Consider the following 14,840-nt stretch of genomic DNA (forward strand, 5'->3'; position numbering starts at 1 on the left):
CGGTTGAAATACCCCGGTTTCCCCGCCCTTATCCGTCAATCGCCGCTCGACGTCTGCAGGAATAATCGCTCTCACTGAAAAAGGGCATGTTGCCCTTCCAGCTGGAGAGCGCGTTGGCAGAGGATAGCGACCTCGAAAAAACCGAATCAGCCACACCCCGGCGCCTGGAAAAGGCGCGCGAGGAGGGGCAGGTCGCGCGTTCGCGCGAGCTGGCGACGTTCGCCCTCGTCGCGGCCGGTTTTCTCGGCGCGTGGGGCTTGTCCAGCATGATCGGCGAGCACGCGCAGTCGATGCTGCGCACCGCCTTCACCTTCAGTCACGAGACGGTATTCGACCCGAAGCGGGCATTCATCAGCGCCGGCTCGAATGCGCGGGACGGCGCCTACATGCTGATGCCGCTGCTCGCGATGCTGGGTCTCGCCGCGCTGCTCGCGCCGATGTCGCTGGGCGGCTGGCTGCTGTCGACCAAATCGCTGGCGCCGAATTTCGGACGGCTGAACCCCGTCTCCGGCCTCGGCCGCATCTTTTCGATCAACGGCTGGATCCAGCTCGGCATGTCGATGGCGAAGATCGCCGTGGTCGGGTTGATCGGCGCGCTGTCGATCTGGCATCGCCGCGAGGACATCCTCGCGCTCGCCACGCAGCCGGTGCACGTCGCGCTGTTGAACGCGGGCCATCTGATCGCCGTGTGCTGCGCGATGACGGTCGCGGGCATGTTCCTGATCGCGGCGATGGACGTGCCGTACCAGCTGTGGAATTTCCACAAGAAGCTGCGCATGACCAAGGAAGAAGTGAAGCGCGAGCATCGCGAAAGCGAAGGCGATCCGCACGTGAAGGCGCGCATCCGCTCGCAGCAGCGTGCGATGGCGCGGCGCCGGATGATGGCGAATGTGCCGAAGGCCGACGTCGTCGTGACCAACCCGACGCACTTCGCGGTCGCGCTGCAATACTCGGACGGCGAGATGGGCGCGCCGAAGGTCGTCGCGAAGGGCGTGAACCTCGTGGCCGCGCGCATCCGCGAACTGGCCGTCGAGAACAACGTGCCGCTGCTCGAAGCGCCGCCGCTCGCGCGTGCGCTGTATCACAACGTCGAACTGAATCGCGAGATTCCGGGCGCGCTGTATGGCGCCGTCGCGGAAGTGCTCGCCTGGGTTTATCAACTGCGCCGCTTCAAGGAAGACGGCGGCGTGGCGCCCGTTGCGCCGACGGAACTCGACGTTCCGGCGGAGCTGGACAAGGGCGGCGTGCCGGATGACGACGCCGACCAGGAAGCTGCCGATGCACTCGGCGGCGACAATCAAAGTAATGGAGTATCAGCATGAACGCCCGCGCGGGTTTCCTTTCACGACGGCCGGACGCGCTGAACGGCACCAATCTGCGGGCAATGGCGGGTCCGCTCCTGATCTGCATGATCCTCGGCATGATGATTCTGCCGTTGCCGGCGTTCCTGCTCGATCTGCTGTTCACGTTCAACATCGCGCTGTCGGTGATGGTGCTGCTCGTCAGCATGTACACGATGAAGCCGCTCGACTTCGCGGCCTTCCCGAGCGTGCTGCTGTTCTCGACGCTGCTGCGCCTGTCGCTGAACGTCGCGTCGACCCGTATCGTGCTGCTCGAAGGCCACACGGGCCCGGGCGCGGCGGGCGCCGTGATCGAGGCGTTCGGCCACTTCCTCGTGGGCGGCAACTTCGCGGTCGGTATCGTCGTGTTCGTGATCCTGATGGTGATCAACTTCATGGTGATCACGAAGGGCGCGGGGCGTATCGCGGAAGTGTCCGCGCGCTTCACGCTGGACGCGATGCCCGGCAAGCAGATGTCGATCGACGCCGACCTCAACGCCGGCATGATCAACGAAGATCAGGCCCGCAAGCGCCGTATGGAAGTCTCGCAGGAAGCCGAGTTTTACGGCTCGATGGACGGTGCGAGCAAGTTCGTGCGCGGCGATGCCATCGCCGGTCTGCTGATCATGGTGATCAACATCATCGGCGGCCTGATCGTCGGCGTCGTGCAGCACGGCATGGATTTCGCCGACGCCGGCAAGACCTACACGCTGCTGACCATCGGTGACGGCCTCGTCGCGCAGATTCCGTCGCTGGTGATTTCGACGGCGGCGGGTGTGATCGTGTCGCGCGTCGCCACCGACGAAGACATCGGCACGCAGCTGACGGGCCAGCTCTTTACGAATCCGCGCGTGCTGATGATCACGGGCTCGATTCTCGTGTTGATGGGCCTGATTCCGGGTATGCCGCACTTCGCGTTTCTGCTGCTGGGCGCCGGCGCGATCCAGCTTGCCCGCACGATGAAGAAGCGCGCGGCGCAGAGCAAGACGTCGACGGCGCTCGCCGAAGTCGCACCGCAGGCGCTCGCGCCGTCGGAAGGCGCGGAAGCCAGCTGGGACGACGTGACGATGATCGACGCGCTCGGCCTCGAAGTCGGCTATCGCCTGATCCCGCTCGTCGACAAGAACTCGGACGGCGAACTGCTCAAGCGCATCAAGAACATCCGCAAGAAGTTCGCGCAGGAAATCGGCTTCCTGCCGCCCGTCATCCATATCCGCGACAACCTCGAATTGCGGCCGAACGGTTATCGGATCGCGCTCAAGGGCGTCGAAGTGGGTGTCGGCGAGGCGTATCCGGGCCAGTGGCTCGCGATCAACCCCGGCCAGGTCACGGCCGCGCTGCCGGGCACGCCGACTACGGACCCGGCGTTCGGCCTGCCCGCGATCTGGATCGACACGAATCTGCGCGAACAGGCGCAGGTGTACGGCTACACGGTGGTCGATTCGAGTACGGTCGTCGCAACCCATCTGAATCACCTCGTCGTCACCCATGCGGCGGAACTGCTCGGCCGCCAGGAAGTGCAGGCGCTGATCGAGCGGATGCAGAAGGACGCCGCGCCGCTCGTCGACGATGTCGTGCCGAAGATGCTGCCCGTCGCGACGCTGCAAAAGGTGCTGCAGAACCTGCTCGAGGAAGGCGTGCCCATCCGCGACATGCGCACGATTCTCGAAGCGCTGTCGGAGCACGGTTCGAAGATCACCGATCCGCACGATCTGACGGCCGCCGTGCGCCTCGCGCTGGGTCGAGCGATCACGCAGCAGTGGTTCCCCGGCAACGGCGACATCCAGGTGATGGGCCTCGATTCGAATCTGGAGCGGCTGCTCACCCAGGCGCTCGCGACGGGCACCAATCCAGGCCTCGAGCCAGGCCTCGCGAACACGCTGCTGATGGAGACGCAAAAGGCGATGACGCGCCAGCAGAACCTCGGCCTGACGCCCGTGATGCTCGTCCAGCATTCGCTGCGCGCGATGCTTGCGCGCTTCCTGCGACGCAGCCTGCCGCAGCTCAAGGTGTTGTCGTACGCGGAAGTGCCCGATACCCGGCATGTGCGGGTGGTGAACGTGATCGGCGCACACGGCTGAGCGGCGCGCGCGACATTGTTTCGCGACCCTCGGCGACCTTTCGCGGCCCGCCGTCTGTTCGGCGTTTCCGTTCTCGAAGGCCGGTCCGCATCTCGCGGCCGGCCTTTTTCACTGGCGCGCGCACGGCGCCTTGATCCACAAGGCCGCGCGCGTTGTGCGGCGCGGCACTGCGTTGCCCGCCGGTCAAAATTCCCGAGATTTCGGGCCGTTGTGCGTGCACCGAATGCCTGAATTGCCAGCGTTTCACCGTCTTTATTGCCCGATGGTGGTTGGACGTCTTTCGCAATAATTCATCTCATCGGGAAACGGTATGTCGCCGGTCCGCGTAGCTCATCGGAGAATCAGCTTGAACATTCGCAAATTTGTCGGTGCAACGAGTCGTGACGCATTGCGTCTCGTCCGTGAGGCATTGGGCTCCGATGCAGTCGTGTTGTCGAATCGCACCAACGAGGACGGCACCGTCGAAATCGTCGCCGTTGCCGACAGCGATCTGAGCGCAATCGCGCCGCGCAGCCAGGAAGGCGCCGCATCGGGCGGCCCGAACACGGGCATGAGCGCGGCAGCAGGCGGCGCACGTGCGCTGATGGCGCCCGCCGCGTCGCCCGCGCCGTCGATGTCCGTCAATCCTTATGCGAGCGGGATGCCCGACGTGTTCTCGTCGGTGTTCGGCGCGAGCCCGGAAGCCGGCACTGAGCGCATGCCTGCCGCGAGCGAAGAGAAGGCCGAGCCGCAAGCGGCCGCCGCCGCGAGCGCAGCCGCTGAAGCGCCCGCCGCGAACGCCGCGCGCGCAACCGACGACGTCCGCGTCGAACTGCGCGCGGAAGCACGCAGCGAACCGCCCGCAGCGCCGGCAGCAACCGCGAAGCCGGCTGCACCCGCGAAGCCCGAAGCGCCCGTTCGTCCGCGCACGATGGCCGAAACGAATCCGTGGCTGATCGATCACGCACGCCGCATCGCGGCCAAGGACGTGGTCCCGGCAGCCAACCCGACGATGACGCCTGCCGCCGCTGTCGCGCGCGGCTTGGGCGTACCCGTCGACGCAGCAAAGGAAGACGTGAAGCCCGACTGGGCCCGCGAAGCCGCGCAGGTCGCCGCACGCCGCGCCGCGCAGAAGAACAACGTCGTGCCGACCGTGGCGGAAGGCGCGAGCGACATCAACACGCGCGACGGCCGTAAGGGCGCAACTGGCGACATCACGCCGAAGGTCGCCGCCGCGCTGACGGAGTCGATCCAGTCGCGCATCGAGCAGATGGTCAACGAGACCGTGATGCACGAGCTGGGCGCGATGCGCGGCATGATGGAAGAGCAGTTTGCCGGTCTGCTGTGGGCCGACCGCCAGCGCCGCAGCCCGACGCATGCGGCGCTCACCAAGCATCTGTTCGCCGCCGGCTTCTCGGCGCAACTGGTGAAGATGGTGATCGACAACCTGCCGGAAGTCGACGGCATGGAAGAAGGCATGGAATGGGTGCGCACGGTGCTCGAATCGAACGTGCCCGTGATGGAGAACGAAGACGCGCTGATGGAGCGCGGCGGTGTGTTCGCGCTGATGGGCCCGACGGGCGTCGGCAAGACCACGACCACGGCCAAGCTCGCGGCGCGCTGCGTGATGCGCTTCGGCGCCAGCAAGGTTGCGTTGCTCACCACCGACAGCTACCGGATCGGCGGTCATGAACAGCTGCGCATTTTCGGCAAGATTCTCGGCGTGTCGGTACATGCCGTGAAGGACAGCGCCGACCTGACACTCGCGCTCTCCGAACTGCGCAACAAACACATCGTGCTGATCGACACGATCGGCATGAGCCAGCGCGACCGTCTGGTGTCCGACCAGATTTCGATGCTGAGCCGCGCCGGTCAGCCCGTGCAGCGCCTGCTGCTGCTGAACGCGACGAGCCACGGCGACACACTGAACGAAGTCGTGCAGGCGTATCAGAACGCGCCGGACCAGCAGCCGCTCGCCGGCTGCATCCTGACCAAGCTGGACGAAGCGACCAATCTGGGCAGCGTGCTCGACACGGTGATCCGCTACAAGCTGCCCGTGCATTACGTATCGACGGGACAGAAGGTGCCGGAGAACCTGTACGTCGCCACGAAGAAATTCCTGATCAAGAGCGCCTTCTGCATTCCACGCGACAACTCGCCATTCGTTCCGCAGGACGAGGATGTGCCGGCGCTGCTGTCGGCCCTGTCGGCCCGTTCGACCGCCGATCTGCACGAGGTTCGCTTTGGATAAGTTCGTGCTGGATCAGGCAGAGGGACTGAGGCGTCTGCTGGCGCGCTCCGGCTCGCGGATCGTGGCTGTCGCAGGCGGCTCGCACGGCGTGGGCGTGACGACGACGGTGGTGAATCTCGCCGCCGCGCTCGCGGAGCAAGGCAAGGACGTGCTCGTGATCGACGAGTCGCTCGGCGAGCGCTCGGTGAGCGCGATGCTGGGCGGCGTACGCGGCGCGGGTAATTTCTCCGCGGTGATGCGCGGCGAGATGACGCTCGAGCAGGCGGCTGGCCGTCATGCGCTGGGCTTCGCGGTGCTCGCTGCATCGCGCGGCAATCGCGAAAGCTGCTCGCCGGAACAGATGGGCGTGTTGCTGAGCGGGCCCGCCGACGTCGTGCTGATCAACGCGCAGGTGGATCGCGAAGGCACGCTGTCCGCACTGGCGATGCAGTCGCACGACGTGCTGGTGGTGACGCGTGTCGCGGCGCAGGCGATCACGGATGCGTATGCGTGCATGAAGCGCCTGCACTTCGCACATGCGATTGCACAGTTTCGTGTGCTCGTGAACCACGTGCAGAGCGTGGCCGATGCGCACACCGCTTTTGAAAACCTGGCGGGCGTGGCGGGACGTTATCTCGCCGTGTCGCTGGAGGATGCGGGCTGCGTTGCAGCCGATCCTTTGATGGCGCGAGCCACGGAGTTGTCGCGTTGTGTCGTCGATGCTTTCCCATCGGCACCTGCCGCGCGCGATTTCCGTCATATCGCCGCCGAACTGCAGTACTGGCCGATGCGGCCAGCGATCTCGTCACGGACGCATGGCGTGCCGCCGACAACCGTAACAGCGGCGCAATACGCCGATCAACCGTCGGCGCAGCACGCCTGAAGGCAAGGACAAGGGGAGCACGATGTACAACGCTCAAGGAAAAATTTCGCAAGCCGAGGTTTTGACGAAATACGCACCGCTGGTGCGCCGTCTCGGTTTGCAGCTCGTCGCCAAGATGCCGGCGAGCGTCGATCTCGACGATCTGATTCAGGCGGGCATGATTGGCCTGCTCGATGCGGCGAGCCGTTACAAGGAAGATCAGGGCGCGCAGTTCGAGACGTACGCGAGCCAGCGGATCCGCGGCGCGATGCTCGACGAGCTGCGCAGCAACGACTGGCTGCCGCGGAGCTTGCGCCGCACGTCGCGCGAGGTCGAGAGCGCCGTGCATCAGGTCGAGCAGTCGCTGGGCCGTTCGGCGAGCGAGACGGAGATCGCGGAGCATCTGAAGATGCCGCTCGACGAGTACCAGTCGATGCTGCAGGATCTGCACGGCAGCCAGCTGATCTACTACGAAGACTTCGATCGTTCGGCGGACGACGAGCCGTTCCTGGACCGCTATTGCGTCGATCATTCGGATCCGTTGTCGGCGCTGCTGGACGAGTCGCTGCGCGGCGCGCTGGTCGAGGCGATCGACCGGTTGCCGGAGCGGGAGAAGCTGCTGATGTCGCTGTACTATGAGCGCGGGTTGAATCTGCGCGAGATCGGTGCGGTGATGGAGGTGAGCGAGTCTCGAGTTTGTCAGCTGCATTCGCAGGCTGTTGCCCGGCTTCGGACTCGGCTGCGCGAGCAGGCTTGGGCTTCGGCGGAGACTAGCTGAGCCGGTTTTTGGGTTTTGCCCTGCGGGCGGCTTTTTGGTTCGTTCGGTGCGGCTGCTGCTTCTTCTTCTTCTTCTTCTTCTTCTTCTTCTTCGAAAGAGCGGATCTTTTTTTAGGTCCGCTCTTTTTGTTTTTGCGTTTTCGTTTTTTGCTTTTGCGTTCGCTGCGCTGGCATCCGCGAATTCGTATCGGTGATTCATGCGTTGCCCCTGTGCGGGGCGGCACTTACTTTCTTTGCCGCCGCAAAGAAAGTAAGCAAAGAAAGCGGGCTAACCCCGCCAATGCTAGTCATTGCCTGCGGGCCCCCAACGGGTCCCGCACTCCACGCGGCATCGAGCTACCCTATGCCCGTTGCCAGCGCCCTCAGATTCGCATCCCCCACTTCACACTCCGCGTTACGAACCGCGTTACCAGTAAGTCCACGGCCGCCCAGGTGGCAAACTGTGTGTAGGTCGTCCCGACGGAAGTGCACCACTCCGGACTGAAAAGCGGGATCGGTGTCGTAGAAGCGCCAACGCGTAAGGCGCGACCACCTACACACCGTTTGCCACCTGGGCTGCGCAGACGATGCGCTGCCGCTGGCTGCGCTACGGGTGACTGGAGTGGGTGATGCGTTTGTTCAACGCGCTGGCAACGGGCGTGAAATAGCGTGTTGCCGTCTGGAGTGCGGGACCCGTTGAGGGCCCGCAGGCAATGAGTAGCATTGGCGGGGTTAGCCCGCTTTCTTTGCTTACTTTCTTTGCGGCGGCAAAGAAAGTAAGTGCCGCCCCGCACAGGGGCAACGCATGAAGTACGGATACGAAATCGCGGATGCCAGCGAAAACCGAAAAACAAAAACCCAAAAAGCAAAACCGGCACCAAAAAGGCACCGGTCCGGTAAAAAACATCCACAAGGGGCCAAGCCCCTTAAAAATCAAACCCCAAAAGCAGGAACCCGCCCATCGGGCCCATACAACGCGCCGCGCTCCGGCCCAACGGCCACATTGAGAGCAGCAAGCGCGCGCCGGTTGTACTCCATACGGGTACGAATCAGCGCACCGTTAGTGGTATTGAACCGCTTGGCGCGTTCAACAGCCTTCTGCAACAACGACCACTGCGTCGCAAGACGCGAATCGTTCGCGACGGCCAGTTCCATGCCCTTCCATCCGGCAGGATAGCCAAGCTGCGAAAGCTGCGAATCGCGAACCTTCTCCAGTGTGGAGAGCTTCTCCACCAGCTCCATCTTCTTCTCGACAATGGGCGGCAGCGTGTCGATGGGGTGCACCGTGGTCAACGCCCTCTCCTCGGCCGCGAGGACGGAGGCAAACAGCTCGACAGCAGAATATTCGTCGATGACGGTGGCAAGCAGGGCGTCTTTCATCACAAAGCAACTCGCTAGGCACCGGTTCGCGTCGTGCACAAACCGGATTTGTCACAAATACCGCCCGGCTCCCGGCGCACCGTTCATCAGTGCGTCGTCAGTTGCCGGACGACTGGCTCTTCTTTTGCAACAGGTCGCGCGCCGTTGCCAGCACGCCGTCGGCAATCTTGCCGGAGTCGATCGTCAACGTGCCGTTCTTGATCGCCTGCTTGATCGACTCGACATGCGCCGTGTCGATGTCCGACGAACCCGCGCTCGCGAGGCTTTGCAGATGCGACGACAGCCCCGACAAATTGACATTCGCATCGCCCGACGCACCCGTGGCCGTCGAGGTCGACGTGCCGACGCTGCCCGTCGTAGCGCTTTCACCTTGCTGCGCGCGCTGCAGCCCGTCTTTCAACGTCTGCAGGCCTGAATGGGTAGTGGAATCAACTTTCACGATTGGCTTCCTGTTCGATTTGAATGTAATAACGGCATTCACCCATCGAACTTTAGCTCAAGCGATCCGACACATTTTTCAAGTTGTAACCGCTGGAAACACCGCGTCAGAGCTGGATTTCGACCGTCCCGGCATCTTTCACGATGCCCTGAATGATCTGCCCGTTCGCCGTCTTCACCTTGACGGGCTGCCCCGGCGCCGCGTTGTTCATCGCGCTGCCTTCCGCCGAAATGGCGAAGCCCGGCCCCTGCGCGACCACTTTCACGTTCTGGCCGATCGACACGGCCTCGGCGCTCTTCAACATGTCGCGGCGCAGCGGCAAGCCCGGCGATACGCGCATCAAGGCGACCGAGCCGACGGCCTGCGCCGGATCGGTGATCACCGCTTGCGGCAGCAGCGTCAGATCGCCGTCGCGGGCGATGAGGTCGGCGGCCGACAGCAGCTCGCCCGGCGCAATCGCGCGCGCGGCGAGGAAGTACGTCGCGTGAATCGAAACCTTGGCCTGCAGATACAGCGTCCACGGACGCTCGCCCGCGCAGCGCACGCCGACCGTCGTGCGGCCCCAGACGCGCGCGCCCGCCGGCAGGAACGGTTCGAGCGTCGTGCAGGCGGCAAGACCGCGCGGAAATACCGACGCAACGGTGATGTCGACCTTGCCCGGCAAGCCCGCCGACTGCTGCTGCAGATACGCGAGCGCCGCGCGGCGGATCAATTCGCCGTCCTGCTGTCCGGCAGGCGTGGGCGGGGCGGGTTGTGCCGCTGCCTGCGCGGGCGCTTGTACAGGAGCGGGCGCCGCAGCGGCCGCACCATTGCGCGCGGCCCCATTGCGCAGCTGCGCCGCGGCCGCATTGCCTGCGGGCGGATTCACGGCAATCGGCTGAACGCCTGCCGCCGGACCGCCCGTCGCCTGACGCGCGACGGCCTGAGCCGGCGCGACCACGACGGGCATCACCTGACGCGACGCCGGTTGCAAGCTCACGCGCATGATGCCTGGCGCACCCGTGTTCATATTACCGACGGCGACGGGCGCGGCCTGCCGCGCCGTCGCTTCACCCGTGCCCGGAATCATGATCGCGCCGTCGGCATGGGCGGCTTGCGCGAAGCGGTCCGCGTCGCCGCGCGAATTCGCGGAAAGGGTTGCGGGCGCAACGGCCGGCACATTCGGAACGCCGGTGCGCGGCGCGGCGGCAGGCGCCGGCGTGTTGATGCGCTCGGCCATCGCCTGAAGTTCGGCGGGATTCTTCTCGCCGGGTCCGGCAATCACGATCGGTCCGCCATTCGACGAACCGCTTTCCTGTGCGTGCGCAACGGATGCCGCCGTGCATGCGCCGACCAGCGCCATCGCCGACAGCGTCCGGACAGCGCGCGCGCCCATACGGCGAGCGCAGGGCGAAGCGGTGGCGGGCAAGGGCATGGTCGTTCTCCTTCAATGATGCATCGGTACGCATCGCATTCTAGAGATCGCGTCTGCCGTGCAAACGGTGAATAGAGGCGTCCTTTCCCGGCTATTCGTCCGATTAAGTCTTGCGCCCCGCCCGCACAATGCGTCACATGCAAAAAGGCCTTCCGGCCGGCGCAGTCGAAACGCTTCTTTCCGAACAAGGCGGATCGACGATGCGGACGGGGGCCTCGGACCGTTCCACGGAGAACCCAATGCTGGACAAACTCGATGCCGAATTTGCCTTTGGCCGCCAGGCGCTCGATGTGCGCGCCTATCGCCAGGAATTGCTGTCGTCGAACATCGCGAACTCCGATACGCCGGGCTACAAGGCTCGCGATATCGACTTCGCTTCGTCGCTCGCGGGCGCGCTGAAGAAAAGCGGCGGCTCCGCGGCGGGTGCGTCGAACAATGCGCCGCTGGCGATGACACAGCCTGCGGGCGTGTCGCAAGGCATGTCGATGGCTTCGACGGAGCCGGGCCACATGACGGGCAAGGCGCGCCTCATCGCCACGGGCGGCCCGACCGACGACTTCGGCCGCGTCGCCTACCGCGTCCCGGCGCAGCCGTCGCTGGACGGCAACACCGTCGATCTGGACGCCGAGCGCGTGCAGTTCGCCGACAACTCGCTGCACTTCGAGTCGGGCATGACGGTGCTGTCGCAGCAGATCAAGGCGATGCTGTCGGCGATCACGTCGAACGGTTGATGAACTGCGCTGCCGTTCGCACGGAAGGCAGCGCGCTGGACCACCGCTAGAAACCAGAAACGCTACGGGATTAGACGCCGGTGCACCGGCAAGAGAGGTCGAAAGCCATGCCATCCCTGATGAACATTTTCAACGTCGCCGGTTCGGCGATGTCCGCGCAGTCGCAACGCCTGAACGTGACCGCGTCGAACCTCGCGAACGCCGACAGTACGACGGGCCCCGACGGCAAGCCATACAAGGCGAAGCAGGTCGTGTTCGCCGTCAACCCGATCGGCGGCGCGCGCACGGGCTCGGGCCAGCAGGTCGGCGGCGTGCAGGTGACGGGCGTCATCGACGATCCGACGCCGATGAAAACGTCGTACGAGCCCGGCAACCCGGCCGCCGACGCAAACGGTTACGTGCAGCTGCCCAACGTCGACCCCGTCCAGGAAATGGTCAACATGATTTCGGCATCGCGCTCTTACCAGGCCAACGTCGAAACGCTCAACACCGCGAAACAGCTGATGCTGAAGACGCTCACGATCGGAACCTGAGGAGAACCTCCTTGACTACCAGTACCACTATCGGCAACAACGGCGCGACCGTTTCGCAGACGTTGCTCGACACGATGAACGGCACGAACAGCGCCTCGTCGTCGAGCAGCTCGTCCAGCGCGACGTCGGGCAGCGACCTGCAGAACACGTTCCTGCAACTGCTCATCGCGCAGATGAAGAACCAGGATCCGACGAGCCCGATGGACAGCTCGCAGATGACCTCGCAGCTCGCGCAGATCAACACGGTGACGGGCATCGGCCAGCTGAACACGTCGCTGACCTCGCTCGCGTCGCAACTGACGACGAGCCAGCAAACGCAGGCCGCGAACCTCATCAGCTCGACAGTGCTCGCCCCGGGCAACAGCTTCTCGGTCGCATCGGGCAAGGCGACGGGCTTCGGCGTCACGCTCGCCAGCGACTCGACGGACGTGCAGGTCACGGTGAAGAACTCGGCAGGCCAGATCGTCAACACGATCGACCTCGGCAAGCAGTCGGCGGGCACGATTCCCATCGGCTGGACGCCCGTCGACAAGAGCGGCAACGCGCTGCCCGACGGCAACTACACGTTCACGGCATCCAGCACGACGGCGAACGGCACGGGCGCGCCCGCCACGCTGTCGGCAGCGACCGTGCAAGGGATCATCAAGCAGACGGACGGCACGCCGGGACTCGTACTGTCGAACGGCAAAACGGTTGGCCTCACGTCGGTCGCCGCCATTATCTAAACGCATTCAGCATCACCAGATACGGAGACCGTCATGGGTTACCAGCAAGGATTGAGCGGACTGGCAGGCGCATCGAGCGACCTCGACGTCATCGGCAACAACATCGCGAACGCGAACACCGTCGGCTTCAAGCAGGGCGCGGCGCAGTTCGCGGACATGTACGCGAACTCGGTCGCGACGGCCGTCAACAACCAGATCGGCATCGGCACGCGCATGTCGGAAGTCGAGCAGAACTTCTCGCAAGGCACGATCTCGACGGACGACATCGCACTGCACGTCGCCATCAACGGCAACGGCTTCTTCCAGATGTCGAACAACGGCTCGCTGACGTACTCGCGCAACGGCGTGTTCCAGCTCGACAAGAACGGCTACATCGTCAACGCCGACGGCCTGAAGCTGATGGGCTACGCGGCGAACGCGAACGGCATCATCAACACGGCGGGCACGGTGCCGCTGCAGGTGCCGACGGCGAACATTCCGCCGACGGCCACGAAGACCATCACGGCCGGCCTGAACCTGAACGCACAGGACGCGCTCAAGCTGGGCACGCCTTCCGTCACGTTCGGCGCGACCAACACGGGCAGCCTGACGAACAACGGCGTGTCGATCACCGACGCGACGCAAGGCACGAACGCGAACACGTACACGGTCTCGTTCACGAGCCCGACTGCCTACACGATCACGGGCAGCGACGGCTCGAGCACGTCGGGCACTTACTCCGCCAACTCGCCGATCAAGCTCGGCAACGGCGAGACGATCACGCTGGCGGGCACGCCGGCAACGGGCGACTCCGTGACGGTGGCGCCGACGGCGCTCGCGTTCGATCCGACCAACAGCGCGACGTACAGCTACTCGACTTCGGTGCCCGTGTATGACTCGCTGGGCGGCGAACAGCAGGTCGACATGTACTTCGTGAAGACCTCGGCCGGTTCGTGGGACGTGTACGCAGGCAAGGACGGCAACGTCCCGACGACCAAGGTCGGCACGGCGAAGTTCGACACGTCGGGCAACCTGGTCAGCACGCTCGACGCCTCGGGCAACCCGACCTCGACGCTGTTCGCGTTCAACTTCTCGATCCCGAACTCGGACGGCTCGGCCACGCCGCAGTCGCTGACGCTGAAGATCGGCGGCACGACGCAGTTCGGCAGCAAGGACGGCACGAACTCGCTGACGCAAGACGGTTTCGCAGCCGGCCAGCTGACCAACTTCACGGTCGGCACCGACGGCACGATCACGGGCAACTATTCGAACGGCCAGACGGCGGCCCTCGGCCAGGTCGCGCTCGCAACCTTCGCGAACCAGAACGGCCTGATCAACCTGGGCAACAACGAGTTCCAGGCGACGGCTGCTTCGGGTGTCGCAGTGGTGGCCGCGCCGGGCTCGACGAACCACGGTTCGCTGCAAGGCGGCGCAACCGAAAACTCGAACGTCGACCTGACGAGCGAGCTGGTGAATCTGATCACCGCGCAGCGCAATTACCAGGCGAACGCGCAGACGATCAAGACCCAGCAGGCCGTCGACCAGACGCTCATCAACCTGTAATCGCTGACGTACCGACACCATCATGGACCGGCTCATATACACCGCGATGTCGGGCGCGACCCAGGCGCTCGAACGGCAGGCCGTGGTCGCGAACAACCTCGCGAACACCTCGACCACGGGTTTCAAGGCCCAGCTCGCGACGTTCCGCGCCGTGCCGATGGCGTTCGGCGACGGCAGCACGATTCAGGACGACACCACCCGCACCTTCGTGCTGTCGTCCACGCCGGGCGCGGACTACACGCCCGGCCCGATCCAGCAGACGGGCAACCCGCTCGACGTGGCGATCCAGGGCCCGGGCTGGCTGTCCGTCCTGACGGCCGACGGCCAGGAAGCGTACACGCGCGCAGGCAACCTGCACGTCGACGAAAACGGCCAACTCGTGACGGCCAGCAACCTGCAGGTCGTGGGCAGCGGCGGTCCCGTGGCCGTGCCGCCCGGCGCGCAGGTGACGATCGGCAAGGACGGCACGGTATCGGCGCTGATGCCGGGCGACCCTGCCACGACGATCGCGCTCGTCGACCAGCTGAAGCTGGTGAATCCCGCTCCCGGCGCGCTCACGCGCGGCGACGATGGCCTCTTTCACACGAGCGACGGCAATCCCGCCGACGCCGACCCCGCTGTGGTCGTCGCGGCTGGCGCGCTCGAAGGCAGCAACGTGAACCCGGTGTCGGCGATGGTCTCGATGATCACCAACGCCCGCCAGTTTCAGATGCAGACCAAGATGATCGAGTCCGCCGACCAGAACGAACAGTCGGCCAACAAGCTGCTGAACTTCAGCTAATCCCGACGCAGATTTAACGGAACGCGCCACCCTGCGTTCAGGAGAAA

Annotated in this window: 13 protein-coding genes; 10 read left to right on the forward strand and 3 right to left on the reverse strand. The window is 64.8% G+C overall.

Annotated elements, in window-relative coordinates; translation table 11 throughout:
• Nucleotides 1-113 precede the first annotated feature (113 nt).
• The 5 genes from flhB (at nucleotide 114) to FRZ40_RS11820 (ending at nucleotide 7,270) form a co-directional block, all read left to right on the forward strand.
• Nucleotides 114-1,322 (forward strand): flagellar biosynthesis protein FlhB, encoded by a 1,209-nt coding sequence (gene flhB, locus FRZ40_RS11800; RefSeq protein WP_147234816.1) that lies wholly within the window; start codon nucleotides 114-116, stop codon nucleotides 1,320-1,322.
• Nucleotides 1,319-3,421 (forward strand): flagellar biosynthesis protein FlhA, encoded by a 2,103-nt coding sequence (flhA, locus tag FRZ40_RS11805; protein WP_028364061.1) that lies wholly within the window; start codon nucleotides 1,319-1,321, stop codon nucleotides 3,419-3,421. The genes flhB and flhA overlap by 4 nt, the downstream gene beginning before the upstream one ends.
• Before the next feature lie 346 nt (nucleotides 3,422-3,767).
• The gene (gene flhF / locus FRZ40_RS11810; protein WP_147234212.1) at nucleotides 3,768-5,651 is read left to right on the forward strand and encodes a flagellar biosynthesis GTPase FlhF; all 1,884 of its coding nucleotides are present in this window, start codon (nucleotides 3,768-3,770) and stop codon (nucleotides 5,649-5,651) included.
• On the forward strand, nucleotides 5,644-6,513 hold the full coding sequence (locus FRZ40_RS11815) for a MinD/ParA family ATP-binding protein (protein WP_028364063.1): 870 nt from the start codon (nucleotides 5,644-5,646) through the stop codon (nucleotides 6,511-6,513). Before flhF ends, FRZ40_RS11815 begins: the two co-directional genes overlap by 8 nt.
• 22 nt (nucleotides 6,514-6,535) lie before the next feature.
• Nucleotides 6,536-7,270, forward strand: a complete 735-nt coding sequence (locus tag FRZ40_RS11820) for an RNA polymerase sigma factor FliA (RefSeq protein ID WP_028364064.1) — start codon at nucleotides 6,536-6,538, stop codon at nucleotides 7,268-7,270.
• Nucleotides 7,271-8,181: 911 nt separating this feature from the next.
• On the opposite strand, the gene FRZ40_RS11825 is transcribed toward FRZ40_RS11820, so the two are convergent.
• The 3 genes from FRZ40_RS11825 to flgA all read right to left on the reverse strand — a co-directional run bounded on the left by FRZ40_RS11825 (nucleotide 8,182) and on the right by flgA (nucleotide 10,481).
• Nucleotides 8,182-8,628, reverse strand: a complete 447-nt coding sequence (locus FRZ40_RS11825) for a flagella synthesis protein FlgN (protein WP_028371105.1) — start codon at nucleotides 8,626-8,628, stop codon at nucleotides 8,182-8,184.
• 97 nt (nucleotides 8,629-8,725) lie between these two features.
• On the reverse strand, nucleotides 8,726-9,067 hold the full coding sequence (gene flgM, locus FRZ40_RS11830) for a flagellar biosynthesis anti-sigma factor FlgM (protein ID WP_147234213.1): 342 nt from the start codon (nucleotides 9,065-9,067) through the stop codon (nucleotides 8,726-8,728).
• Nucleotides 9,068-9,173: 106 nt separating this feature from the next.
• A complete protein-coding gene (gene flgA / locus FRZ40_RS11835; protein WP_147234214.1) occupies nucleotides 9,174-10,481 on the reverse strand; it encodes a flagellar basal body P-ring formation chaperone FlgA in 1,308 nt (435 codons plus the stop codon).
• Nucleotides 10,482-10,720: 239 nt separating this feature from the next.
• Between flgA and FRZ40_RS11840 the strand changes: the two genes are divergently transcribed.
• From FRZ40_RS11840 to flgF, 5 genes are all read left to right on the forward strand, one after another.
• Entirely contained in the window at nucleotides 10,721-11,212 is a 492-nt protein-coding gene (locus FRZ40_RS11840) for a flagellar basal body rod protein FlgB (protein WP_147234215.1), read from the forward strand.
• Between the two features lie 107 nt (nucleotides 11,213-11,319).
• Entirely contained in the window at nucleotides 11,320-11,745 is a 426-nt protein-coding gene (gene flgC, locus FRZ40_RS11845; protein WP_012402298.1) for a flagellar basal body rod protein FlgC, read from the forward strand.
• 11 nt (nucleotides 11,746-11,756) lie between these two features.
• On the forward strand, nucleotides 11,757-12,470 hold the full coding sequence (locus FRZ40_RS11850; RefSeq protein ID WP_028371109.1) for a flagellar hook assembly protein FlgD: 714 nt from the start codon (nucleotides 11,757-11,759) through the stop codon (nucleotides 12,468-12,470).
• 33 nt (nucleotides 12,471-12,503) lie between these two features.
• The gene (locus FRZ40_RS11855) at nucleotides 12,504-14,012 is read left to right on the forward strand and encodes a flagellar hook protein FlgE (protein WP_147234216.1); all 1,509 of its coding nucleotides are present in this window, start codon (nucleotides 12,504-12,506) and stop codon (nucleotides 14,010-14,012) included.
• Between the two features lie 22 nt (nucleotides 14,013-14,034).
• Nucleotides 14,035-14,793 (forward strand): flagellar basal-body rod protein FlgF, encoded by a 759-nt coding sequence (flgF, locus tag FRZ40_RS11860; RefSeq protein ID WP_147234217.1) that lies wholly within the window; start codon nucleotides 14,035-14,037, stop codon nucleotides 14,791-14,793.
• The last annotated feature ends 47 nt before the right edge of the window (nucleotides 14,794-14,840 follow it).

The organism is Paraburkholderia azotifigens (genome assembly GCF_007995085.1).
Classification (GTDB): domain Bacteria; phylum Pseudomonadota; class Gammaproteobacteria; order Burkholderiales; family Burkholderiaceae; genus Paraburkholderia; species Paraburkholderia azotifigens.

Bases quoted from the DNA above. Each gene is read 5' to 3' on its own strand.
- flhA (WP_028364061.1), top strand. From the start codon at position 1,319: ATGAACGCCCGCGCGGGTTTCCTTTCACGACGGCCGGACGCGCTGAAC.
- FRZ40_RS11820 (WP_028364064.1), top strand. From the start codon at position 6,536: ATGTACAACGCTCAAGGAAAAATTTCGCAAGCCGAGGTTTTGACGAAA.
- FRZ40_RS11825 (WP_028371105.1), bottom strand. From the start codon at position 8,628: ATGAAAGACGCCCTGCTTGCCACCGTCATCGACGAATATTCTGCTGTC.
- flgA (WP_147234214.1), bottom strand. From the start codon at position 10,481: ATGCCCTTGCCCGCCACCGCTTCGCCCTGCGCTCGCCGTATGGGCGCG.
- FRZ40_RS11840 (WP_147234215.1), top strand. From the start codon at position 10,721: ATGCTGGACAAACTCGATGCCGAATTTGCCTTTGGCCGCCAGGCGCTC.
- flgC (WP_012402298.1), top strand. From the start codon at position 11,320: ATGCCATCCCTGATGAACATTTTCAACGTCGCCGGTTCGGCGATGTCC.
- FRZ40_RS11855 (WP_147234216.1), top strand. From the start codon at position 12,504: ATGGGTTACCAGCAAGGATTGAGCGGACTGGCAGGCGCATCGAGCGAC.
- flgF (WP_147234217.1), top strand. From the start codon at position 14,035: ATGGACCGGCTCATATACACCGCGATGTCGGGCGCGACCCAGGCGCTC.